This window comes from Limnohabitans sp. (genome assembly GCF_031539105.1).
Classification (GTDB): domain Bacteria; phylum Pseudomonadota; class Gammaproteobacteria; order Burkholderiales; family Burkholderiaceae_C; genus Limnohabitans.
This window is the reverse complement of record NZ_JAVKLM010000005.1, coordinates 19,974-40,731: the sequence shown is the minus strand read 5'-3', so window position 1 is coordinate 40,731 and position 20,758 is coordinate 19,974. Positions and strand designations below refer to the sequence as shown.

Annotated in this window: 26 protein-coding genes and 1 tRNA gene; 16 read left to right on the top strand and 11 right to left on the bottom strand. The window is 54.0% G+C overall.

The features are described 5' to 3' along the window. Positions 1-95 precede the first annotated feature (95 nt). The 4 genes from RMR24_RS00835 to RMR24_RS00820 all read right to left on the bottom strand — a co-directional run bounded on the left by RMR24_RS00835 (position 96) and on the right by RMR24_RS00820 (position 2,480). Positions 96-170, bottom strand: a tRNA-Arg gene (locus RMR24_RS00835). Positions 171-192: 22 nt separating this feature from the next. Continuing rightward, positions 193-1,377 carry a VWA domain-containing protein gene (locus tag RMR24_RS00830; RefSeq protein WP_310613193.1) on the bottom strand — a complete coding sequence of 395 codons (1,185 nt, stop codon included), beginning with the start codon at positions 1,375-1,377 and terminating at the stop codon, positions 193-195. Positions 1,378-1,385: 8 nt separating this feature from the next. Next, the gene (locus RMR24_RS00825; RefSeq protein WP_310613192.1) at positions 1,386-1,601 is read right to left on the bottom strand and encodes a hypothetical protein; all 216 of its coding nucleotides are present in this window, start codon (positions 1,599-1,601) and stop codon (positions 1,386-1,388) included. 24 nt (positions 1,602-1,625) lie between these two features. Beyond that, the gene (locus tag RMR24_RS00820) at positions 1,626-2,480 is read right to left on the bottom strand and encodes a MoxR family ATPase (RefSeq protein WP_310613191.1); all 855 of its coding nucleotides are present in this window, start codon (positions 2,478-2,480) and stop codon (positions 1,626-1,628) included. Positions 2,481-2,535: 55 nt separating this feature from the next. Here RMR24_RS00820 and RMR24_RS00815 point away from each other — a divergent pair, with 55 nt between their 5' ends. The 4 genes from RMR24_RS00815 to RMR24_RS00800 all read left to right on the top strand — a co-directional run bounded on the left by RMR24_RS00815 (position 2,536) and on the right by RMR24_RS00800 (position 5,959). Beyond that, positions 2,536-3,198 (top strand): c-type cytochrome, encoded by a 663-nt coding sequence (locus RMR24_RS00815; RefSeq protein ID WP_310613190.1) that lies wholly within the window; start codon positions 2,536-2,538, stop codon positions 3,196-3,198. Positions 3,199-3,515: 317 nt separating this feature from the next. Beyond that, the gene (locus tag RMR24_RS00810; protein WP_310613189.1) at positions 3,516-4,079 is read left to right on the top strand and encodes a Crp/Fnr family transcriptional regulator; all 564 of its coding nucleotides are present in this window, start codon (positions 3,516-3,518) and stop codon (positions 4,077-4,079) included. An 85-nt stretch (positions 4,080-4,164) separates the two neighbouring features. After that, on the top strand, positions 4,165-4,992 hold the full coding sequence (locus RMR24_RS00805; RefSeq protein WP_310613188.1) for an AraC family transcriptional regulator: 828 nt from the start codon (positions 4,165-4,167) through the stop codon (positions 4,990-4,992). Then, positions 4,982-5,959 (top strand): hypothetical protein, encoded by a 978-nt coding sequence (locus RMR24_RS00800; protein ID WP_310613187.1) that lies wholly within the window; start codon positions 4,982-4,984, stop codon positions 5,957-5,959. The genes RMR24_RS00805 and RMR24_RS00800 overlap by 11 nt, the downstream gene beginning before the upstream one ends. A gap of 8 nt (positions 5,960-5,967) precedes the next feature. Here the strand turns inward: RMR24_RS00800 and RMR24_RS00795 are convergent, their stop codons facing one another. From RMR24_RS00795 to RMR24_RS00785, 3 genes are read right to left on the bottom strand one after another with little or no spacing between them, the layout of a single operon-like run. Beyond that, complete coding sequence (locus RMR24_RS00795; RefSeq protein WP_310613186.1) at positions 5,968-7,152, bottom strand: CoA transferase; 1,185 nt, start codon at positions 7,150-7,152, stop codon at positions 5,968-5,970. 3 nt (positions 7,153-7,155) lie between these two features. After that, positions 7,156-8,148, bottom strand: a complete 993-nt coding sequence (locus tag RMR24_RS00790; protein ID WP_310613185.1) for a tripartite tricarboxylate transporter substrate binding protein — start codon at positions 8,146-8,148, stop codon at positions 7,156-7,158. Between the two features lie 48 nt (positions 8,149-8,196). Next, entirely contained in the window at positions 8,197-8,631 is a 435-nt protein-coding gene (locus RMR24_RS00785) for a DUF1841 family protein (protein ID WP_310613184.1), read from the bottom strand. A gap of 92 nt (positions 8,632-8,723) precedes the next feature. Here RMR24_RS00785 and RMR24_RS00780 point away from each other — a divergent pair, with 92 nt between their 5' ends. Further along, positions 8,724-9,452: a 3-oxoacid CoA-transferase subunit A gene (locus RMR24_RS00780; protein WP_310613183.1), complete on the top strand. Its 729-nt coding sequence runs from the start codon at positions 8,724-8,726 to the stop codon at positions 9,450-9,452. A gap of 2 nt (positions 9,453-9,454) precedes the next feature. Beyond that, positions 9,455-10,096: a 3-oxoacid CoA-transferase subunit B gene (locus RMR24_RS00775; RefSeq protein ID WP_310613182.1), complete on the top strand. Its 642-nt coding sequence runs from the start codon at positions 9,455-9,457 to the stop codon at positions 10,094-10,096. Positions 10,097-10,109: 13 nt separating this feature from the next. On the opposite strand, the gene RMR24_RS00770 is transcribed toward RMR24_RS00775, so the two are convergent. The 3 genes from RMR24_RS00770 to RMR24_RS00760 form a co-directional block, all read right to left on the bottom strand. Beyond that, positions 10,110-10,886 carry a ferredoxin--NADP reductase gene (locus RMR24_RS00770; protein WP_310613181.1) on the bottom strand — a complete coding sequence of 259 codons (777 nt, stop codon included), beginning with the start codon at positions 10,884-10,886 and terminating at the stop codon, positions 10,110-10,112. Between the two features lie 113 nt (positions 10,887-10,999). Then, the gene (gene trmL, locus RMR24_RS00765; protein ID WP_310613180.1) at positions 11,000-11,470 is read right to left on the bottom strand and encodes a tRNA (uridine(34)/cytosine(34)/5-carboxymethylaminomethyluridine(34)-2'-O)-methyltransferase TrmL; all 471 of its coding nucleotides are present in this window, start codon (positions 11,468-11,470) and stop codon (positions 11,000-11,002) included. A gap of 4 nt (positions 11,471-11,474) precedes the next feature. Beyond that, positions 11,475-11,969 carry a phosphoribosyltransferase family protein gene (locus tag RMR24_RS00760; RefSeq protein ID WP_310613179.1) on the bottom strand — a complete coding sequence of 165 codons (495 nt, stop codon included), beginning with the start codon at positions 11,967-11,969 and terminating at the stop codon, positions 11,475-11,477. A gap of 291 nt (positions 11,970-12,260) precedes the next feature. Here RMR24_RS00760 and RMR24_RS00755 point away from each other — a divergent pair, with 291 nt between their 5' ends. From RMR24_RS00755 to RMR24_RS00725, 7 genes are all read left to right on the top strand, one after another. Further along, on the top strand, positions 12,261-13,175 hold the full coding sequence (locus RMR24_RS00755) for a class I SAM-dependent methyltransferase (protein ID WP_310613195.1): 915 nt from the start codon (positions 12,261-12,263) through the stop codon (positions 13,173-13,175). A 106-nt stretch (positions 13,176-13,281) separates the two neighbouring features. Beyond that, positions 13,282-14,448, top strand: a complete 1,167-nt coding sequence (gene coxB, locus RMR24_RS00750) for a cytochrome c oxidase subunit II (RefSeq protein ID WP_310613178.1) — start codon at positions 13,282-13,284, stop codon at positions 14,446-14,448. A 25-nt stretch (positions 14,449-14,473) separates the two neighbouring features. Continuing rightward, positions 14,474-16,090 carry a cytochrome c oxidase subunit I gene (ctaD, locus tag RMR24_RS00745; RefSeq protein WP_310613177.1) on the top strand — a complete coding sequence of 539 codons (1,617 nt, stop codon included), beginning with the start codon at positions 14,474-14,476 and terminating at the stop codon, positions 16,088-16,090. Between the two features lie 2 nt (positions 16,091-16,092). Then, entirely contained in the window at positions 16,093-16,203 is a 111-nt protein-coding gene (locus RMR24_RS00740; RefSeq protein WP_310613176.1) for a cytochrome oxidase small assembly protein, read from the top strand. Between the two features lie 4 nt (positions 16,204-16,207). Further along, positions 16,208-16,813: a cytochrome c oxidase assembly protein gene (locus RMR24_RS00735; protein WP_310613175.1), complete on the top strand. Its 606-nt coding sequence runs from the start codon at positions 16,208-16,210 to the stop codon at positions 16,811-16,813. Further along, complete coding sequence (locus RMR24_RS00730; protein WP_310613174.1) at positions 16,810-17,004, top strand: DUF2970 domain-containing protein; 195 nt, start codon at positions 16,810-16,812, stop codon at positions 17,002-17,004. Before RMR24_RS00735 ends, RMR24_RS00730 begins: the two co-directional genes overlap by 4 nt. Positions 17,005-17,017: 13 nt before the next feature. Continuing rightward, positions 17,018-17,899 carry a cytochrome c oxidase subunit 3 gene (locus RMR24_RS00725; RefSeq protein WP_310613173.1) on the top strand — a complete coding sequence of 294 codons (882 nt, stop codon included), beginning with the start codon at positions 17,018-17,020 and terminating at the stop codon, positions 17,897-17,899. 59 nt (positions 17,900-17,958) lie between these two features. On the opposite strand, the gene RMR24_RS00720 is transcribed toward RMR24_RS00725, so the two are convergent. Then, positions 17,959-18,180, bottom strand: a complete 222-nt coding sequence (locus RMR24_RS00720) for a twin transmembrane helix small protein (protein WP_405023293.1) — start codon at positions 18,178-18,180, stop codon at positions 17,959-17,961. On the opposite strand from RMR24_RS00720, the gene RMR24_RS00715 reads away from it, so the two are divergent. The 3 genes from RMR24_RS00715 to RMR24_RS00705 are packed head-to-tail and all read left to right on the top strand — an operon-like array spanning position 18,179 to position 20,744. Continuing rightward, positions 18,179-18,943 (top strand): SURF1 family protein, encoded by a 765-nt coding sequence (locus RMR24_RS00715; protein ID WP_310613171.1) that lies wholly within the window; start codon positions 18,179-18,181, stop codon positions 18,941-18,943. The genes RMR24_RS00720 and RMR24_RS00715 overlap by 2 nt on opposite strands. Next, positions 18,921-19,613, top strand: a complete 693-nt coding sequence (locus tag RMR24_RS00710) for a hypothetical protein (protein ID WP_310613170.1) — start codon at positions 18,921-18,923, stop codon at positions 19,611-19,613. The genes RMR24_RS00715 and RMR24_RS00710 overlap by 23 nt, the downstream gene beginning before the upstream one ends. Before the next feature lie 12 nt (positions 19,614-19,625). Next, positions 19,626-20,744 carry a COX15/CtaA family protein gene (locus RMR24_RS00705; RefSeq protein ID WP_310613169.1) on the top strand — a complete coding sequence of 373 codons (1,119 nt, stop codon included), beginning with the start codon at positions 19,626-19,628 and terminating at the stop codon, positions 20,742-20,744. Positions 20,745-20,758: the final 14 nt, after the last annotated feature.

The following is a 20,758-nucleotide window of genomic DNA, read 5'->3' as shown; positions in this document are numbered from 1 at the left end:
CTCAGATGCTGCCGTGAGCTTGCCGAGCAAAGTAGGAGGTTCGCAAGTGAATGTGAATGCTTCGGTGCGTATCGAAAAAATAGATTGACGGTGAGTGGTGCCCCCGACAGGAATCGAACCTGTATCACTCCCTTAGGAGGGGAGAGTTCTATCCATTGAACTACGGTGGCCACCGCTGGGTATTTTACGGCGCTACTTGCTCAGCATCCGCATGGCTTCTTCCAAGCCTTTGAGCGTGAGCGGAAACATGCGGTTGCTGACGATTTCTTGAATGATGCTAATGCTCTGGCGGTATTGCCACACGCCTTGAGGCTCAGGGTTGATCCACGCATATTTGGGGAAGGCGTGCAGCAATCGCTGCAACCACTCTGCACCGGCTTCTTCGTTGTTGTATTCCACGCTGCCACCGGGTTGCACAATTTCGTAGGGGCTCATGGTGGCGTCGCCAATGAAGATGAGTTTGTAGTCTTTGTTGTATTTGCGAATGATGTCCCAGGTCTCAAACTTCTCGGCATAGCGGCGCTTGTTGTTGCGCCACATGAAGTCGTATACGCAGTTGTGGAAGTAATAAAACTCCAAGTGTTTGAACTCGGCTTTGGCTGCGCTGAACAGTTCTTCCACGCGGGCGATGTGGTCGTCCATGGTGCCGCCCACGTCCATGAGCAACAAGACCTTCACGTTGTTGTGGCGCTCGGGGCGCATCAAGATGTCTAGAAAACCCGCATTGGCTGCTGTTTTGTGGATGGTGCCATCGAGGTCGAGTTCTTCGGCCGAGCCTTCGCGGGCAAAGCGGCGCAAGCGACGCAGTGCTACTTTGATGTTGCGCGTGCCCAGCTCTTGGGTGTCGTCGTAGTCGCGGTAGCTGCGTTGGTCCCAGACTTTCACCGCGCTTTTGTTGCCGCCTTTGCCGCCAATGCGAATGCCTTGTGGGTTGTAGCCACCGTTGCCAAAAGGAGATGTGCCGCCTGTGCCAATCCACTTATTGCCACCTTCGTGGCGTTCTTTTTGTTCTTCTAGGCGTTTTTTGAGCGTCTCCATCAACTCGTCCCAGCCCATTTGCTCGATGGCGGCTTTTTGTTCGGGGGTGAGTTCTTTTTGAAGAATCTTCTCTAACCAATCAAGCGGCACTTCTTGGGTGAAGTCTGTCAGCAGCTCCACGCCTTTGAAGTACGCACCAAACGCACGGTCAAACTTGTCGTAATGCTTTTCGTCTTTGACGAGGATGAGGCGGCTTAAAAAGTAAAAATCGTCCATGCTGCACGCATCGCTACCGGGGCCCACCACTTGGGCTTGCAGCGCTTCAAGTAGCGTCAAGTACTCTTTCACCGACACAGGCAGCTTGGCTGCACGCAGGGTGTAAAAGAAGTCGATCAGCATGGCTTGTTTTATTCGGCGTCAGTCTTGGACACACGAAAGCGGCGTGCAGCCTGCAAACCCATGCCTCCACCAACGCCCACCAACAGAATGGCAATGATGCTGCCTGTGCCATAGCCTTCGGCAAATAAGTCCAAACCAAAAGTCACGCCTAGGCCGTAGCCGAGCAATGCGCCTGCCACAAAGCCAATGGCGTCGGTCAGGCCTTCCATCAATGGTGCAAACATGTGTGCGTCTTTCTCTTTTTGGGGTTAGCGATTGCGGCTTTGCATGAACACCAGTTTTTCAAACAGCGAGGTGTCTTGCTCGTTCTTCAGCAGTGCGCCCACGAGCGGCGGGATCGACACTTTGTCGTCTGCTGTTTGAAGCGCTTCCAGCGGAATGTCTTCGGCGACCAGCAACTTGAGCCAGTCAATCAGCTCGCTGGTCGAAGGCTTTTTCTTCAGACCGGGCAAGTTGCGAATGTCAAAGAAGGTTTTCATTGCCACGCTCAACAAGTCTTGCTTGATGGTGGGGAAGTGCACCTGCACGATGTGACGCATGGTGTCGGCATCGGGGAACTTGATGTAGTGGAAGAAGCAGCGGCGCAAAAACGCATCCGGCAACTCTTTCTCGTTGTTCGACGTGATGAACACCAGTGGGCGATTTTTGGCCTTGATCAGCTGTCGCGTCTCGTAGCAATAAAACTCCATGCGGTCGAGCTCGCGCAGCAAGTCATTGGGAAACTCAATGTCGGCTTTGTCGATCTCGTCAATCAGTAAAGCCACAGGCTCTTCAGCCGTGAAAGCCTGCCACAACACGCCTTTGAGGATGTAGTTGTTGATGTCCTTGACACGCTCTGCGCTCTCGGCATCAGCCATTTGGCTGTCACGCAAACGACTCACGGCATCGTATTCGTACAGGCCTTGTTGGGCTTTGGTGGTGGATTTGATGTGCCATTGCAACAAGGGTAAACCCAGGGATAGGGCCACCTCTTCTGCAAGCATAGTCTTGCCTGTGCCCGGTTCGCCCTTGACCAACAAGGGTCGTTTCAGGGAAATGGCGGCATTGACTGCCAACATCAAATCTTGGGTTGCAACGTAAGTGTCTGTACCTTTAAATTTCATGGATTTTCCGTCTATTATTTAGCTAGTATCAACCTCTAGGGATTGTGGTTTCTCAATGAAAAAGTTTGTTTCGATCGCGTTTGCTCTCACTGTATCTGCTGTGTCTTCGTTGACCTATGCGCAAGACGTCAAAGGCGATGCTAACGCAGGCGCTACCAAAATTGCCATGTGCATCGGCTGCCACGGCATTGTTGGCTACCAAGCCAGTTTTCCTGAAGTTTATAAAGTTCCCAAAATTTCTGGCCAAGGCGAAAAGTACATCACCACAGCTCTGAACGCCTATAAAAAAGGTGAGCGCAAGCACCCCACTATGCGCGGCATTGCCGACAGCTTGACAGACCAAGACATGGCTGACATCTCTGCCTACTATGCCAACCACGGCAAAGTCGAAGGTGCCACATTGCCAGACAAAGCCACTGAGCCTAAAGAAAAAGTGGCAGCCTTGTTGACCAAAGGCGCTTGTGCTTCTTGCCATGGCGCCAACTTTGCGAAACCCATTGACCCTAGTTACCCCAAGATTGCCGGCCAACACGCTGACTACTTGTATGTTGCTCTCAAGTCCTACAAAACGGAAGGCTCTGCCACTTGGGGCCGTAGCAACGGCGTGATGGGTGGTGTGGCCAAACAGTTCAGCAACGCTGAGCTGAAAGAGTTGGCCGGCTACATGGCCGCTCAGCAAGGTGATTTAAAAACCCTTCCGCAAAGCAAGTTCCGATAAGTCTGAATCGCTTTACGACAGCCCGCTTTTTAAGCGGGCTTTTTTACGTCTGAAATGATCTTGGCTGTTCGTACGGTATCGAACAGATAAAAATAAAACGTCAAAGTAGCCTTGTTTGTGCTGCTAAGTACGAGGTCGAACATAGTGAAAATTCACTTCAATTCTCTACACTTTATGCAGTCCCTGTCCCTGTATAAATTGAAATTGGAAACCATGTGTACGCCTTGTCAAATGGCTTGATTGCGCAGCTAGATGCTGCCGATCAAGCGCTGTTATTGAGACGCGCAAAGATAGCGATGCTGAATGTGGGGGATGTCTTGTCATCTTCTGACGCAACGAACTCGCACATTTATTTTCCCCTCAGTGGGTCCATCTCTTTGTATGTGGGTCGCCATGGAAAACATGCATCTGTAGGCATGGCTGTTGGCTTGATCGGTGCTGAAGGTGCTGCAGGCTTGCAGGCAGCACTGGGGTTTGGTGCTGGTAATTTAAAAATGGTGGTTCAGTCGGCAGGCCAAGCTTATGTGGTCGATGGTGATGTCGCGCAGCGGTTGGTCAATCGTCGGCGCACGATGCTGCTGAAGTTCTCGCGCTATCTCTGGACGGTGTTTGACAACATTGCGATGCTGGCTGCACGACCTTACACCCAAGACATCAAAATTCGTTTGGCGCATTGGTTGCTACTCAGTGCACAACGCTGCGCGCCAGACCCCTTGGTGCTGACGCACGCGCAAATTGCGCAGATGCTGGGTGTGCGACGTGCCAGCATTTCGATTGCTGCGCGTGAGATGAAACTCAAGCGCTATATCAGCTACAGCCGTGGGCACATTGCGTTGCTGAATGTGCCAGCGTTACAAGCGCTGGCTAAGACAGTTATTTAGGATCATGATTTAAGTCTTCTCTTTGTACGCAAACGTACAGAATGATCAGAGCCAATCTGTCACATTGCATGCACAAGGGGCACGCATGGTTGATTTTTTTGTAGTTAAAGAAGGCGAATTTGGTCGCGTAGAGGTAGTCAATAACCAACATGATTTGGTGATGCACGCACACCCTTACACGCACTTTTCATTTTGGCTGGGTGGCGGTTTGGTGCATTCGAGGGTGGGCCAACACACGGTGCAAATTGGGCCTGATGTGGCGTTGGGTGTGAACAGCCATGCATCACACGACTTGCGTTTGAATGATGCGAAACAATCAGCCGTTTTTTTAAATTTGTACTTGAATGACGCATGGTTAGATGCGCAGTTCAAAGATTTAGCGCATGCGATGGTGCTGCCACATCCGCGCATTGGCATCACACCCGATGTCCACGCGGTGCGCACAAAGTTGCTCACTCACCTCGCATCGCCTTTGCTAGAACACGCCATGTGCCTAGAGGCTGATGTGGCGGAGTTGGTGTCTAAAACTATTGTGTCTGCCATGACTGCCGAACAGCTGCAAGCCATGCCTGTGCGTCGTCGCATGATCGACTACCGCTTGCGTGTTGCCATCGCGCACATGCAGGATAACTTGAGCAGGCCTGGGATGGCCGAAGAAGTGGCCCAAGTGGTGGGTTTGTCGCGGAGTCGGTTTTTTGAGCTGTTTCATGACCAGTTAGGCACATCACCTTTGGTGTTTTGGAACGCCATGCGTTTGGAGGAAGCTTTGACGCGCTTGAGCGCATGCGAAGAAAACATGACCTCTATGGCAACGGAGTTGGGTTTTTCAACACCAGGAAATTTCTCACGCTTTTTCAGAGACCATCGCGGCGTCACACCCACAGCGTATCGACGCGTTTGTCATGCGTTTTAAATCAAACGAAAAATTCGTCGTTGAATTGGTATTCGTCTTTTTGTTGAGTGTGTGCGCTAGCGGCGTGGGGGCGCAGAACGCCTATTACCTCTGGCCCACGGTGTTGTTTGTCAAAGGCCAAGACCTATGCCAATTTGAAGAAGGGTTTGGTGCGACACGCAAGGAGCAAGTCAATGACATGGCATCGCAACTCAAAGACTTGATGCGCTATGGCGCTTCCACTCAAGAGGGCATGCAAGCTTTATTTAACTTAGATGCAATGGTGGATAAAAACCGTGGGCAATCCTTAGCTGCTTCGCGTATGGATGTGACACTAGAGGCTAGCTTGAAAGCCTATTTAGACCGTATGTATTTGGGCTTTAACCCACAAGATATCAAGTTGCAATTCGTAGACCCCAGCCCTTTGAGCGATCTCATCAAACGATTGCGTGATCAAGAGCGGCAAGACACGGTCGATGTACAGCAACTTGCTTTGCTCAGTGGTATTGCCTGGGGCACGTATTCATACGGTCCTGGATGTCGCGGTGATCTGTTGGTGACGATTCACATTGAGTTGAACAACGGCACCACCGCTAGTTTTCAGGCACAAGGCAAACCCGAAACCGTGATGTCGGCCATTGCGGCAGACATCGTGCGCCACTTTCAGCGCACCACGTTTCCCACCATCGTGATGATGGGCGATAAACCCTTGGTTTTGTTGGGCGCTGTGGGCAAACCCATCAACACAGCCCCCACGCCAGCTATTGCTGAACGGTCTTGCGTGCTGATCAAGGCCCGACTACCCACGGTGGATGAGTATGAGTTTTTGTCCATCTTGGGCGATTGGAACAACGGTGTGTCACTGAGCCACATGTTGTGGGCACTGTCAGGCAATCGGGTGTTGAACCCCGACACGCGCAACCCAACGCCTGTGCGAACACCGGCAGAGGTGAACCACTTGCCAGTGAATTTTTATTGCGTGCGTTAGGCGGGTGTTCAGCGCTTGAGGCTGCTCAGCACTTCTTCGGTGTGTTCACCCAAACGCGGTGCTGGCCGCCACACACCCGTTGGCGTAGCGCTCATACGCACAGGTGGGCGCAGCTGACGCAGCATGCCTTCAAACGGATGCGGCACATCTAGCCAACCTTGGGTGGCGGCCAGGTGTGGGTCGGTGAGCAAGTCGTCGAGCTTCATCATGGGCATGACGGGAATGTCGTGTGCGGTGAAGTCTTTCATCCACTCAGCACTCGTGCGTGTACGCATGTGTTGGCCCACAAACGCATAGAGTGCATCGATGTGTTGCATGCGTTCGGCATGACTGGCAAAGCGTGCGTCGGTTTGAAACAAATCAGGCTGGCCGATCAGGTTTGCAAATGCCTGCCAGTGCGTGTCGTTGTACATGAGGGCGCAGAGGTGGCCGTCTCGCGTGGCATAGGGTTTGCGGTTGGCCGACAGCATGCGTGCGTAACCCATGGGGGCGATGGGGGGTTGCCATGTTTTGCCGCTCAAGTGTTCGCCCAGCACAAACTGCAACAGGCATTCAAACATGGGAACTTCGACATGCTGACCCACACCTGTGCGGTAACGCGCAATGAGCGCTGCCATGACGGCATGCACCATGTTGAGCCCCGTCACACGGTCGGCAAAAGTGGTGGGGGCGTAGCGAGGTTCGTGGCTGCCGCTTTGCGTCATCAGCCAAGGCATGCCCACGGCACCTTGAATGAGGTCGTCATAGGCAGGCCAGTCAGAGTAGGGCCCGCCTTCGCTGTAGCCATAGGCGCCACACACGACCAAGCGAGGGTTGATGGCATGCAGTGTGTCATACGACAAACCCAAACGCGCCATAGAGGCGGGGCGGATGTTGTAGGTCAGCACATCGGCGGTTTGGCACAAGGCCAGCAGCTGTTCGCGTTGTTCGGGCTGTTTTAAATCCAGCACGACCGAGCGTTTGTTGCGGTTGGCATTGATGAAGATGTGGCCCATGCCCGGGTGCTTCATGGGGCCCGCGTGGCGCATGATGTCGCCACTGGGCGGCTCGATCTTGATGACGTCTGCGCCGTAGTCGCCCAAAATTTGTGTGGCGTAAGGACCAAGTACGACGCCAGTCAAATCAATCACACGCACGCCTGCGAGTGCACCTTGCAGGTTTGCGTTGAGCCCCATGTTGTCGGTGCTGCTCATCGCTTATTCGGGTGTGATGCCAGCCGTCTTGACCCAACCGCCCCATTTTTTGATTTCAGCATCGATAGTTTTAGCGAGCGTGGCTGAATCTTCCACGTCCAGGTCAATGCCCACACCTTGAATTTTTTCGCGCACGTCAGGTTTGGCCAGCACAGCCATCAAGGTGGCGCTGGCTTTCTTTTGCACGTCGACTGGAATGCCAGCGGGGGCCATCAGGCCAAACCATGCGCTCACGTTGTAGTCTTTCACGGTGTCACCGATGGGCGGCACGTTGGGCGCTTTGCCTGCGCGTTTTTTGGTGGTCACACCAAGGCCACGCATGCGGCCACCGTTCATTTGCGACACAGCGTTGCCAGTGTCTGCAAACGCGAATTGAATTTGACCACCTAGCAAATCAGTCAAAGCAGGCGGGATACTTTTGTAGGGCACGTTGACGGCTTGCAAGCCTGCCAACTCAGTGAGCATGGCCGCAGACACTAGCGAGCCCGAAGAACCATGGCCAAACGCGAGCTTGCCTGGGTTGGCCTTGGCGTAGCTCACAAACTCTTTCATGTCTTTGGCTGGGAAGTCGGTGGTGACCATCAAGATAAAACCAGTCTCGCCAATCTTGCCGATGGGTGTGAAGTCTTTCACAGGGTCATACGGCAGCTTGCGGTACAGGTGCACATTGGCCGCCTGCGTGGTGCTGGTGGTGACGAGGAAGGTGTAGCCGTCGGCGGGCGCGGATTTGACCACTTCGGCGCCCAAGATGCCGTTGGCACCGGCTTTATTTTCCACCGTGATGGTTTGGCCCATCGCCTCGCCCATGGCTTGAGCCAAGATGCGGCCCACGTTGTCGGTGGCGCTGCCTGCACCAAACGGCACCACAAATTTGATGGGCTTGTTGGGATAGCTTTGCGCATGAGCCTCTGGTAGCCCTAAGGTGCTGAGCGCGGCGATTGCAAAACCAGCACACAAGGTGCGACGAAAGTTGGACTTGATTGAGAAGTGGCGCATGTTTTGTCTCCTGTTTGTAATTTTGGAGATCTTAATGTGCCTTTGCGCTCAGTCTTTGGTGGCGCGGCGTTGCACCGCGTCGATGTAGGCGTGGCCATCGGGTGGTCGGCCGTTGCGTTGGCTTTCCCAAATCATTTGGCCAAGCGCATCCATGGTTTCGTGATGCGCGTCGTGAAGTGAGTCGCGCTTGGCAGTGAGCAATTCGACCGCTTGTCGAATACCGCGCGGCTGGTCAATCGAGCATTGCTCGCTCACTGACAGGTGCATAGATAAATGCAAGAAGGGGTTGGTCTTGCCGTCTTTGATTTCGTACATGCGCTCGAGGGCGGCATCGACGTCTGAGAAATCGGCGTGGTATTCGGGGTGCTCGGCTACCCATTGGCTAGCGAGTGTTTCGAGGGCGTCCATGGGTTGGGCATTCCGCCACTTGGCATAGACCGAACAAAAAAAGCGCCGAACGTCGGCTTGGCTGGGTTCAAACATAAGGGTAATTGTCACTCAGGTGTTCACGGCCTGCAGGCAAACTATGGCCTTGGTTAAAGTTACGTTTTTAGATGTGAGACTGCGAGAGACACATGATCAATAAAGTTGCCGATTCCATCGCGCAAGCCCTTGAAGGCTTGACCGATGACATGACCGTGATGGTGGGCGGTTTTGGCACAGCGGGCATTCCCAGTGAGTTGTTAGAAGGCATGGTGCAGGTCATTTCCGACCAGAACTTAACGGGCCTGACCGTGGTCAACAACAACGCTGGCAATGGCGATACGGGTTTGGCTGCTTTGCTCAAAACTGGGCGTATACGGAAAATCATTTGCAGCTTTCCGCGCCAAGCGGACAGTCATGTGTTTGATGCTTTGTACCGATCAGGCAAGCTCGAGCTCGAGCTGGTGCCACAAGGCAATTTGTCAGAGCGCATTCGTGCAGCGGGCGCAGGTATTGGTGCGTTTTTCACACCCACAGGTTACGGCACACAGCTGGCCCAGCACGCCGATGGATCCCCCAAAGAAACCCGCGAGATCAATGGCCGCATGTATGTTTTGGAGTACCCCATTCACGCCGATCTGGCTTTGATTAAGGCTGAAAAGGGTGACCGATGGGGCAATCTGACCTATCGCAAATCAGCCCGTAACTTTGGGCCCGTGATGGCTGCAGCCGCTAAGCGAACTGTGGCGTCGGTGCACGAGGTGGTGGCGCTGGGTGCGCTGGACCCTGAAAGCGTGGTGACACCTGGCATTTATGTGAGTCACGTGGTGCAAGTGCCTCGGCAGGTCACCCAAGGCGCTGGTTTTAAGAAGGCTGCCTGATCATGAGCTACACACCTCGAACCAAAGACCAAATCGCCGCACGCGTGGCGCAAGACATGCCGGATGGCGCTTATGTCAACCTGGGCATTGGCATGCCCACCTTGGTGGCCAACCATTTGCCGCAGGGTCTGGAAATTATTTTGCACAGCGAGAACGGTATTTTGGGGATGGGCCCCGCACCCGACAAAGCGCATGAAGATTTTGACTTGATCAACGCGGGCAAGCAGCCTATCACGCTGTTGCCTGGCGGTGCTTACTTTCACCACAACGACAGCTTTGCCATGATGCGTGGCGGGCACTTAGACATTTGCGTGTTGGGCGCTTTCCAAGTGAGTGAGCGCGGTGATTTGGCCAATTGGCACACGGGCGAAGCCGATGCCATTCCTGCCGTGGGCGGCGCGATGGACTTGGCGATTGGCGCCAAACAAACCTGGGTGATGATGGATTTGCTGACCAAGCAAGGCCAAAGCAAAGTGGTACGTGCTTGCACCTATCCACTGACAGGCTTGGCGTGCGTGAGCCGCATTTACACCGATTTGGCCACGCTAGAGGTGACCGAACAAGGTTTGAAGTTGATTGATGCCGTGAGCGGTTTGTCTCACGCAGATTTAGAAGCCTTAGTTGGCCTGACGATTCAGGCCTAACTCTGGCTTAGGTTTACTGCTCAACGAAGGCGCGTTCCACCACAAAGTCGCCAGGGGTGGTGGTGGAGCCTTCTTTGAAACCGCGCCCTTCTAGCAAGGCACGCATGTCTTTGTTGAGCTCAGGGCTGCCGCAAATCATGATGCGGTCGTTGGCGGGGTCGATGTTGGGCAAGCCCAAATCTTGGGTGAGCTTGTTTGAGGTGAGCAAGTCTGTCACGCGGCCTTGGTTTTTAAACGGCTCGCGGGTGACCGTGGGGTAGTACAGCATTTGCGCGCTGACCATCTCCCCCAAGAACTCGTGCTTGGGCAGCTCTTCGGTCAAGTAATCGCGGTAGGCCAGTTCTTTGACTTCGCGCACACCGTGCACCAAGATGACTTTTTCGAAGCGCTCATAGGTCTCGGGGTCGCGCACGATGCTGAGGAACGGGGCCAAGCCCGTGCCCGTGCCAATGAGGTACAGGTTTTTGGCAGGCAACAAATAGTCGCATAGCAAGGTGCCGGTGGGCTTTTTGCCGATCACGATTTTGTCGCCCACTTTGATGTGTTGAAGCTTGGAGGTGAGGGGGCCGTCTTGCACTTTGATGCTCAGGAATTCCAAGTGTTCTTCGTAGTTGGCGCTGACGATGCTGTATGCGCGCAACAAGGGTTTGCCGTTTTCGCCGCGCAAGCCAATCATGGTGAAGTGGCCGTTGGAGAAACGCAGCGAGGTGTCGCGTGTGGTGGTGAAGCTGAACAGGCGGTCGGTCCAATGGTGAACGGACAAAACTTCTTCGTCTAGGAATGCACTCATGACAGGAATAAATATATATAAATCAAGCCCTGTAGTGTAGGCGAGGGCTTAAAACCTCAGGCTATATGTTCGTGTGCTGAACGCTATAAGCCTTGACTCGAATCAACGGGGGTTTAAGCTTTACCCACGAACCCGTTTTGACGCCACGCCTCGAAGGTGATCACAGCTACCGAGTTGGACAGGTTCAAGCTCCTCTGGTCGGCACGCATTGGCAGGCGAAGGCGCTGTGCGAGTGGGAAACTTTCGCGAACATCCATAGGCAAACCCCTGGTTTCAGAGCCAAACACGAACCAATCGCCTGGCTGAAAGACTGTGTCGTGCGCGGTGCTGGAACCTTTGGTGGTCATGGCAAACATGCGAGCGGGGTCGGGTTTCGCGTCGTTTAAAAACGTGGCCCAGTCGGCGTGGCGCAACACAGGCGCGTACTCGTGGTAATCCAAGCCCGCGCGGCGCATGTGCTTGTCTTCCATTGAGAAACCCAAGGGCTCGACCAAATGCAAGGTGCAGCCGGTGTTGGCTGCTAAGCGTATGACATTGCCCGTGTTGGGCGGAATTTCGGGATGAACGAGGACGATGTGGAACATCTGCTCATTCTCCCGCATCACGCGACTCAGTCCGCGCAAGCACCAAGCCCTTGATATGCGCCGCGCCTGCAGCACGCAAGGCCCTCGCCGCTTCGAACAAAGAGGCGCCCGTTGTCATGACATCGTCCACCAGCACCACGCGCTGGTCACGCACGATAGACACGCGCTCAGGCGCGACCCAGAACGCATCGCGCACATGATCTAGCCGATCTTGGCGCGAGGCACCCACTTGGTGTGCGCTGTCGCCGCGGCGTAGCAAAGTCAGAGCATGGGTTTTGTGCGGGGCTAAGTGACGCGCAAGTTCGAGTGCTTGGTTAAAGCCACGTTCTCGCAAGCGCGTGGGCGAGAGTGGCATGGGCACCACCACCTTGGCGGCGTCGAGTGCGGGCTCGACCCACGGGGCGTGGCGCATGAGGTGAGCCAAGGCGCGAGCCAAGCTGGGTTCTGCTTGAAACTTGAAACGGGCAATGCAGCCTGACCATGGGAACGTGTAGCTCACGGCAGCCACGCAGGCGTCTAGGGGGTTCGGGTGCTGTGTGCAGTTGCGGCAATGTGCGGCATGACCCGTGTGGTGTGTTTGGACAAGGGTGAGGGCGCACGTGGCGCAGCGCAAGGTGGGTTGGGCAAAGCGCTCGACACAGGCTGCGCACAAGGGCTGGGCGGGCCATCGCCGACAAATTTGACAGACACTGGGCAGGCTCAACATGCCGTGCATTGGAAAGACATTGCGCCCGTTTGGGTTGAAGCGCAGCGCAATGTTTACGAAGGGCGCGGTGTCGATAATAGGCACATGTCTGAACCGTCTTCGTCTGATTCGCCCCCTTCGCTCGACCCTGTCGCCAGTGCCCGTTGGGCCGCGTGGCCCCACGCCACTTCGCCCTGGCTGAATGAGGAAATTGGCCGACGCATGGAAGACCGCTTGCAGTGGATTCGCCTGCAGCCAACATCGTGGGTGGATTGGGCGCCTGTGAATGGAGGCCTGCAAACGCATGCCAAGCTGCGCGCACGTTACCCGCAAGCGCACTGTCAAGTGACAGAACCCACACCCGCACGCGAGGTGCTTGCTCGCCAGTCTTTGCAAGCGCCTTGGTGGAAGCGTTGGTTGCAACGCAATGCCTTGCAATTTGGGACATCCGCTGCAGGCGGTGCCGACATGCTGTGGGCCAATATGGCGTTACACACCAGTGCTGATCCGCAAGCTTTGTTGCAGAAATGGCACCAACTGTTGGCGGTCGATGGCTTTTTGATGTTCTCGTGTCTCGGACCGGACACCCTACGCGAGTTGGCTGAGGTGTATCAAAACCAAGGTTGGACGCCTGCGTGTCACGCTTTCACAGACATGCACGACTGGGGTGACATGCTGGTGCAAGCCGGCTTTGCTGAGCCGGTGATGGACATGGAGCGCATCACTTTGACTTATGCGTCGCCCGAGAGTTTGTTGGCCGAGTTTCGTGCGCTAGGCCGCAACCTGCATCGAGATCGCTTCGTGGGCTTGCGAGGCAAGCAGTGGTTGACGCAGTTGAAAAATGCTTTGCTATTACTGGCAAAATCCCAACAGGACGGGCGCTTGTCGCTGACCGTTGAGGTGATTTATGGCCATGCTTTGAAGCCGTTGCCGCGCCTCAAAGTTCAGCAACAAAGTTCGGTGTCTTTGCAAGACATGCGAACCCTATTAGGGGAATCCCTTAGTCGTCGCTCTGTATGATTTTATTTGTAAGCATGTAGTGCAAACCACGACAAAAAACCTTGAGTTAAATCAGTGTTTGCAGTGTTTGTAGTCCTAAAGATTAAATATTGAGGCGATCAAATTGATGAAGAACAATCTTTTCCAAAAGTTGACTTCAGGTGTGTTGTTCCTCGCCGCATGGGCGAGCACAGCGGCTTGGGCAGTGAATGATTTGCCAGGCGGCCCTGGCGTTCGACAACTGAACCTGCAACCTGGTGCGACCAAAATTGCTGTGGAGCAGGGCTGGCTGCATTGGTTCATGTTGATCATCTGTACCGTCATTTTTGTGGCGGTGTTTGGTGTGATGTTCTATTCCATTTGGAAGCACCGCAAATCGGTGGGCCACAAGTCGGCCAGCTTTCATGAATCGGTGAAGGTTGAGATTGCATGGACGGTCATCCCTTTCATCATCGTGATCTTGATGGCACTCCCCGCTACGAAAGCGGTAGTGGCTCAAAAAGACACGTCCAACGCCGATCTCACCATCAAAGCCACGGGCTACCAGTGGAAGTGGGGCTATGACTACATCAAGGGACAGGGTGAAGGTATTGCCTTTATCTCAACGCTTGACAACGAACACCGCGAAATGTCCAACAATGGCGCCAAGGGCGTGGACATCGACAACTATTTGTTGAAAGTGGACAACCCATTGGTGGTGCCTGTCAACAAGAAGGTGCGCATCATCACCACGGCGAACGACGTGATTCACGCGTTTGCTGTGCCTTCACTCGGTGTGAAGCAAGACGCGATTCCTGGCTTTGTGCGCGACACTTGGTTTCGCGCTGAAGCGGTGGGTGATTACTACGGCCAATGCCAAGAGTTGTGCGGCAAAGAACACGCCTATATGCCTATTCATGTGAAGGTGCTCAGCGCGGCTGATTACAGCGCATGGGTGGCCGGCGAGCAAAAGAAGATGGCCGCTAAGCAAGACGACCCATCCAAGGTGTGGGATTTGGCAGACCTTTCCAAGCGCGGTGAAAAGGTTTACGCCGCCAATTGCTCGGCTTGCCACCAACCCAATGGCAAAGGCGCAGGCCCTATCAAGCCACTCGATGGCGCTGCCGTGGTGTTGGATGCCGACAAGAACAAGCAAATCAAAGTACTGCTGAATGGTCAAAACAACCTGGCTATGCCAGCTTGGAAGCAATTAAGCGACACTGACATTGCTGCTGTCATCACCTATACAAAAAACAATTGGTCCAACAAGACCGGCCAGCTGGTCCAGCCTGCCGACGTCAAGGCCGCCCGTTAAAACTAGCGTTTAGAAGGAACACATCATGAGCGCAGTACTCGATTCCCACGGCCACGGTCACGATGACCACCACGGCGCGCCTCACGGCTGGCGCCGCTGGGTGTATGCCACCAACCACAAAGACATTGGTACTTTGTATCTTTTGTTCGCGTTCACCATGCTGATCATTGGCGGCGTCTTGGCGCTTCTGATTCGTGCTGAACTGTTCCAGCCTGGCTTGCAGTTGGTCAACCCAGAGCTGTTCAACCAGCTCACGACGATGCACGGTTTGATCATGGTGTTCGGCGCCATCATGCCGGCGTTCGTGGGCTTTGCGAACTGGATGATTCCGTTGCAAATCGGCGCGTCTGACATGGCCTTTGCCCGTATGAACAACTTCAGCTTCTGGCTGATGATTCCTGCGGCTGCGATGTTGGCGGGTTCATTCTTCATGCCTGGTGGCGCACCTGCAGCCGGCTGGACACTCTATGCACCGCTGACCCTGCAAATGGGACCTTCGATGGATGCTGGTATTTTTGCCATGCACATCTTGGGTGCTTCGTCCATCATGGGTTCGATCAACATCGTGGTCACCGTGCTCAACATGCGCGCACCTGGCATGACCTTGATGAAGATGCCGATGTTTGTGTGGACTTGGCTGATCACGGCTTACTTGTTGATTGCTGTGATGCCTGTGTTGGCTGGCGCGATCACCATGACGCTGACAGACCGCCACTTTGGCACGACCTTCTTCAACCCCGCTGGTGGCGGTGACCCCGTCATGTACCAGCACATCTTCTGGTTCTTCGGTCACCCCGAGGTGTACATCATGATTTTGCCGGCCTTCGGCATCATCAGCCACATCGTGCCAGCCTTTGCGCGTAAGAAGTTGTTTGGTTACGCCTCCATGGTGTATGCCACGTCATCCATTGCTATCTTGTCGTTCATCGTGTGGGCTCACCACATGTATGCCACGGGCATGCCTGTGACGGGTCAGTTGTTCTTCATGTACGCCACGATGCTCATTTCCGTGCCTACCGGCGTGAAGGTGTTCAACTGGATTGCGACCATGTGGAAAGGCTCGATGACGTTTGAGACCCCCATGCTGTTTGCTGTGGGCTTCATCTTCGTGTTCACGATGGGTGGTTTCACTGGTCTGATTTTGTCGATGGCCCCGATTGATACACAAGTGCAAGACACTTACTACGTGGTGGCTCACTTCCACTACGTGTTGGTGGCGGGTTCATTGTTTGCCATGTTTGCAGGCTTCTACTACTGGTGCCCCAAGTGGACCGGTGTGATGTACAACGAAACACGTGGCAAGATCCATTTCTGGTGGACCTTGATTTCGTTCAACGTGACCTTCTTCCCCATGCACTTCTTGGGCTTGGCTGGCATGCCACGTCGCTATGCAGACTACCCCATGCAGTTTGCTGACTTCAATGCCTTGGCTTCGGTGGGTGCGTTCTTCTTCGGTTTTGCGCAGGTTTACTTCTTCTTGTTCGTGGTGCTGCCAGCGATGCGCGGCCACGGCGAAAAAGCACCTGCCAAGCCATGGGAAGCGGCAGAAGGTTTGGAGTGGGAAGTGCCTTCTCCTGCACCGTTCCACACCTTCGAAACTCCACCTAAGTTGGACGCCACCGTTACGCGTGTGATCGGCTGAATATGACGCCAGAGCAACGCAAAAGCAATCTGCGCATGGGCCTGACCTTGGCCTCTGTTGCAGCAGTGTTTTTCATCGGTTTCTTTGTCAAAGTCATGCTCTTGAATCGCTAAAGCTATGGCTACACCGCGTCACAACCTGCTCATGTTCAAAAAGCTGCTGGTCGTCACAGCGGGCATGTTTGCGTTTGGTTATGCCTTGGTGCCTATGTACAAAGCGATTTGTGAGTTCACGGGCATCAATATTCTGGCGCTGGGTGAACGCGAAATTCCGGGTTCTGGCAGCGCACGCGCGAAAGCCAAAAACACGCAAGTTGATGCAACCCGAACCATCACGGTCGAGTTCGATGCCAATGCGCGTGGTCCTTGGAAATTCAAGCCTGCACAAAGCTCTTTGCAAGTGCATCCGGGCGAGATGATGACGGTGATGTACGAATTTGAAAACGTACAAGACCGCGTGATGTCCGCCCAAGCTATTCCAAGCTATGCGCCGCGCCAAGCAGCAGCGCATTTCAACAAGCTGGAATGCTTTTGTTTTAATCAATATACCTTGGCGCCCGGCGAGAAAAAGCAGTGGCCTGTGGTGTTTGTGATTGATCCTAAGTTAGCGAAAGACGTGACCACCATTACTTTGTCGTACACCTTTTTTGAAGTGGGTTCTAAAACACCTGCAGCACCTACCGCTGCACTGGCTGAACCACGCAAGTCAGGTGTAGGCGTATGAGCAACAAAATTTCGCTCATGCGCTCGATCAAAGCGGTGGCATGGTCTTTTTTGGGAATTCGCAAAAGTAGCGAATTTCAAGAGGATATAGACAAGATCACCCCATTGCATGTGCTTGGGGTTGGCTTGGTTGCAGTTTTTCTTTTTGTCATCAGCTTGATCGCTTTGGTCAATCTGGTCGTTGCGAAATAATGAAGGAGTGGATATGAGTAGCACCTCACACGGCTCAACGCCTTACTACTATGTACCTCATGAGTCACGTCACCCGGCGATGGCTGCATTGGGTTTGTTTTTTGTGATCCTTGGCGCAGGTCAATGGGTCAACGGTGTGGACTGGGGCAAGTACAGCTTGTTCTTTGGCCTCATTTTTTGGTTGGGCGTGCTTTACCAGTGGTTTGGTGACGCGATTGCTGAGAGTGAAAGTGGTCAGTATGGCCACAAGGTTGACCTGTCATTCCGCTGGAGCATGAGCTGGTTCATCTTTTCTGAGGTGATGTTCTTCGGTGCATTCTTCTCTGCTTTGTGGTGGGCACGCTCTCACTCAGTGCCTATGTTGGGCAGTCTCGACAACGCCTTGCTTTGGCCTGATTTCAAGGCAGTATGGCCCACGATGGCGGCCGGCGTGACGGCTTCGCCCGGAGCAATCATTGAGCCTTTCCAGGTGATGACACCGTTTTGGTTGCCCACCATCAACACAGCTTTGTTGTTGACCTCTGGCGTGACCTTGACCATTGCACATCACGCGCTGATTGCAAACAAGCGTGACACCACCATCAAGTTCATGTGGCTCACTGTGTTGTTGGGTGTGGTGTTCTTATTTGTGCAAGGTTACGAATACAGCCATGCGTATAGCGACATGAACCTCAAGCTCACCTCGGGTGTGTACGGCTCAACGTTTTACATGCTCACTGGTTTCCACGGTTTCCATGTGTTCTTGGGTATGTTGATGCTGCTCGTCATCACCTTGCGTTTGCAAAAAGGCCATTTCACTGCCGACAAACATTTCGGCTTTGAAGGTGCGGCTTGGTACTGGCACTTTGTGGACGTGGTGTGGTTGGGCTTGTACATCTTGGTTTACTGGCTGTAAGCGATACGCTCACAAAACAAAGGCCGCTCGCGCGGCCTTTGTTGTTGGTGGGGTTGAGTTTATTGACCTGCGGCAATGCCTGTGGGTTGGATGTAGCCCAAATGCCAGCCGATCAAAATACAAATAAACAAAACAATCGATACACCAACGCGAAGTCCTAAGGCTTTCACCATGTGGCCAGATTTGGTTTCACCGCTGCGTCCATTGCGCATCATGAAGACCAAGGCAGAACCCAAGCTGGCGAGAATGGCTAAAAAGGCAAGTGCAACAATGAATTTCATGAGCATCATTATCTCCATCCCAAGAACCCGTGCATTTGCATGGGTGACATTGGCCATGCTGGTTGGGGTGGTGCTGACGGTGCGTTTGGGGTTTTGGCAGTTGTCACGAGCCTCTGAAAAAGAACAGCGCCATTCGGCCATCGTGGCTCAGATGGCCGTCCCTGTTCAGGACACAGCGGCGTTATTGGCGGCACCTGCAAACTTCGGTCTATTGCACCAGCGGGTGGCATTAGAAGGTGAGTGGTTGCCTCAGCACACGGTGTACTTAGAAAACCGCCCGATGAACGGACGTGCTGGTTTTTGGGTGCTCACGCCTTTTCAGTTGAATGCCTCGACGCGTGTCTTGGTGCAACGCGGGTGGGTGCCTCGCCACCAGCAGGACAGAACCTTGTTACCTGACATTCAAACGCCATGGGGTCGAGTGCAGGTCAGTGGGCGCATTGCCCCAGCCCCTTCTAATCTGATGGAGCTCAGTCACGCGTCAGAAGCAACAAGTACGCAGACAGGGGCATCGAACATTCGGCAAAATCTCAACTTACAGGCCTATGCCACGCAAACAGGGGCTGACTTTGCCGCCGTTGTGTTGCAAACCGATGCGCCCTCTGAGGGCTTGCTGCGGGACTGGCCCGAAATCACGGCAGGTGTCGAGAAAAACCTCGCTTATGCCTTTCAATGGTTTGCACTCGCTGCGTTGCAGCTGATGCTCTACATTTGGTTCCAATTCATTCAACCCTATCGACATGCAAGACGCTCCTCGCTCTAAATCACAACATCCCTTGGGCATGACGGTCTATGACTTGCCCTCTCCCACCGATGTAGTGCAAGCCGATGCCAAACGAACGGCCATGGGTCGCTTGCGTATGTTGGTGGTGTTGCTGGTGTGTGCTGCCCCTGTGGTGGCTTCGTACTTCACTTATTACGTTGTACGCCCCGAGGGGCGACGCAATTTTGGCGATTTGATCGAGCCTGTGCGTGCTTTGCCTGATGTGAGGGCGCAAGCTTTGAATGGCGATGCCATTCAACTGCCAACGCTCAAAGGTCAATGGCTGTTGGTGAGTGTGAGCGGTGGCGATTGCCAAGCTGACTGCCAGCAGCAGTTGTATCTGCAACGTCAAATCTTGGCAGGGCTTGGTAAAGACCGCGCGCGCACCGATTGGGTGTGGTTGGTGACCGATAACGCGGATATTCCAAGCGCTATCTTGCCAGGCCTCAAAGAGGCGACCGTGTTGCGTGTCCCATTCAAAGAGCTGACGCAGTGGTTGGAACCAGCCTCGGGCCAGCAGTTACAAGACCACCTATATTTAGTGGACCCTCACGGCCAGTGGATGATGCGGTTTCCCGCCAAGCTGAGCACAGAAGGTGCTTTGAAAACCAAGCGTGATATCGAGCGACTGTTGCGTGCAGCTGTTTCATGGGATGAGGCTGGTCGCTAAGCCCTCTGACATATGACTGAAAGTTTGTACAACCTCACGCCACTGCTTCACTTACTCATCATGGGCGCCTTGGTTGCCATGGTGCCACTGTGTTGGGTGTGGTTGCGCAATCCGCAGGCTTCTACTGCTCGTCGTGTGCAAGCGTTGACCCTGATTACTTTATTCATCACGTTTGATTTGGTGTTGTTTGGTGCATTCACGCGGCTCACAGATTCGGGCTTGGGTTGTCCTGATTGGCCCGGTTGCTACGGACATGCCAGTCCCGTGGGAGCGCAATCTGCGATTGCGTTAGAACAAAACCAAATGCCCGATGGCCCTGTGACGCACACCAAGGCATGGATAGAAATGATTCACCGCTACATGGCCATGGCTGTGGGCGGTTTGATTTTGACACTCGCTGCATTTGCTTGGTTGCGTCGCTGGCGTGGCGATCAAACCAGTGGCGTGCTTTGGCCTACCTTGACCTTGTTGTGGGTTTGTGTGCAAGGTGCATTTGGTGCATTGACAGTCACCATGAAGTTGTTTCCACTCATCGTCACGCTGCATTTGATGGGCGGCTTGGTGCTGCTCGCTTTGCTCACGATGCAGGTGCAGCGTCAGCGTTTGAGCGGTGTTCGGTTCACTGAGCTACGCCCTGGTTTGTATGCAGCGACGCTGCTGGGCATGTTGCTGCTGACTCTGCAAGTGTTGCTGGGAGGTTGGGTCAGTACCAACTATGCGGTACTGGCATGCAACACATTTCCCATGTGCCAAAACAGCTGGTGGCCTTTGATGAATTTTGAACAAGGTTTTACTTTGTGGCGACACCTCGGTTTAGATGCGACGGGCCAACCTTTGGTGTTTGAGTCACTCACGGCCATTCACTATGTGCACCGCTTGGCTGCTTATGTGGTGTTGGTTTATTTGGCACTGTTGGGTGCAGCCTTGCGTCGCGTTGCAGGGTTGAAGGCTGCCGCGTTTGCGTTATGGCTGGGTTTGTTGCTGCAGTTATTGACGGGCTTGTCGAACGTGGTGTTGGATTGGCCTTTGGTTGCTGCTGTGTTGCACACCGGTGGCGCTGCGGCGCTGGTGGTGGTGTTGATGTGGATTTTGACCGGTGCGCGTGCCTCTCGCAGCACGGTATTGAATTGATTGAGAAGAGACAC

Bases quoted from the DNA above. Each gene is read 5' to 3' on its own strand.
- RMR24_RS00830 (WP_310613193.1), bottom strand. From the start codon at position 1,377: ATGCTGATCGACTTCTTTTACACCCTGCGTGCAGCCAAGCTGCCTGTG.
- RMR24_RS00825 (WP_310613192.1), bottom strand. From the start codon at position 1,601: ATGTTTGCACCATTGATGGAAGGCCTGACCGACGCCATTGGCTTTGTG.
- RMR24_RS00820 (WP_310613191.1), bottom strand. From the start codon at position 2,480: ATGAAATTTAAAGGTACAGACACTTACGTTGCAACCCAAGATTTGATG.
- RMR24_RS00815 (WP_310613190.1), top strand. From the start codon at position 2,536: ATGAAAAAGTTTGTTTCGATCGCGTTTGCTCTCACTGTATCTGCTGTG.
- RMR24_RS00805 (WP_310613188.1), top strand. From the start codon at position 4,165: ATGGTTGATTTTTTTGTAGTTAAAGAAGGCGAATTTGGTCGCGTAGAG.
- RMR24_RS00800 (WP_310613187.1), top strand. From the start codon at position 4,982: ATGCGTTTTAAATCAAACGAAAAATTCGTCGTTGAATTGGTATTCGTC.
- RMR24_RS00795 (WP_310613186.1), bottom strand. From the start codon at position 7,152: ATGAGCAGCACCGACAACATGGGGCTCAACGCAAACCTGCAAGGTGCA.
- RMR24_RS00790 (WP_310613185.1), bottom strand. From the start codon at position 8,148: ATGCGCCACTTCTCAATCAAGTCCAACTTTCGTCGCACCTTGTGTGCT.
- RMR24_RS00785 (WP_310613184.1), bottom strand. From the start codon at position 8,631: ATGTTTGAACCCAGCCAAGCCGACGTTCGGCGCTTTTTTTGTTCGGTC.
- RMR24_RS00780 (WP_310613183.1), top strand. From the start codon at position 8,724: ATGATCAATAAAGTTGCCGATTCCATCGCGCAAGCCCTTGAAGGCTTG.
- RMR24_RS00775 (WP_310613182.1), top strand. From the start codon at position 9,455: ATGAGCTACACACCTCGAACCAAAGACCAAATCGCCGCACGCGTGGCG.
- RMR24_RS00770 (WP_310613181.1), bottom strand. From the start codon at position 10,886: ATGAGTGCATTCCTAGACGAAGAAGTTTTGTCCGTTCACCATTGGACC.
- trmL (WP_310613180.1), bottom strand. From the start codon at position 11,470: ATGTTCCACATCGTCCTCGTTCATCCCGAAATTCCGCCCAACACGGGC.
- RMR24_RS00755 (WP_310613195.1), top strand. From the start codon at position 12,261: ATGTCTGAACCGTCTTCGTCTGATTCGCCCCCTTCGCTCGACCCTGTC.
- coxB (WP_310613178.1), top strand. From the start codon at position 13,282: ATGAAGAACAATCTTTTCCAAAAGTTGACTTCAGGTGTGTTGTTCCTC.
- ctaD (WP_310613177.1), top strand. From the start codon at position 14,474: ATGAGCGCAGTACTCGATTCCCACGGCCACGGTCACGATGACCACCAC.
- RMR24_RS00740 (WP_310613176.1), top strand. From the start codon at position 16,093: ATGACGCCAGAGCAACGCAAAAGCAATCTGCGCATGGGCCTGACCTTG.
- RMR24_RS00735 (WP_310613175.1), top strand. From the start codon at position 16,208: ATGGCTACACCGCGTCACAACCTGCTCATGTTCAAAAAGCTGCTGGTC.
- RMR24_RS00730 (WP_310613174.1), top strand. From the start codon at position 16,810: ATGAGCAACAAAATTTCGCTCATGCGCTCGATCAAAGCGGTGGCATGG.
- RMR24_RS00725 (WP_310613173.1), top strand. From the start codon at position 17,018: ATGAGTAGCACCTCACACGGCTCAACGCCTTACTACTATGTACCTCAT.
- RMR24_RS00715 (WP_310613171.1), top strand. From the start codon at position 18,179: ATGAGCATCATTATCTCCATCCCAAGAACCCGTGCATTTGCATGGGTG.
- RMR24_RS00720 (WP_405023293.1), bottom strand. From the start codon at position 18,180: ATGAAATTCATTGTTGCACTTGCCTTTTTAGCCATTCTCGCCAGCTTG.
- RMR24_RS00710 (WP_310613170.1), top strand. From the start codon at position 18,921: ATGCAAGACGCTCCTCGCTCTAAATCACAACATCCCTTGGGCATGACG.
- RMR24_RS00705 (WP_310613169.1), top strand. From the start codon at position 19,626: ATGACTGAAAGTTTGTACAACCTCACGCCACTGCTTCACTTACTCATC.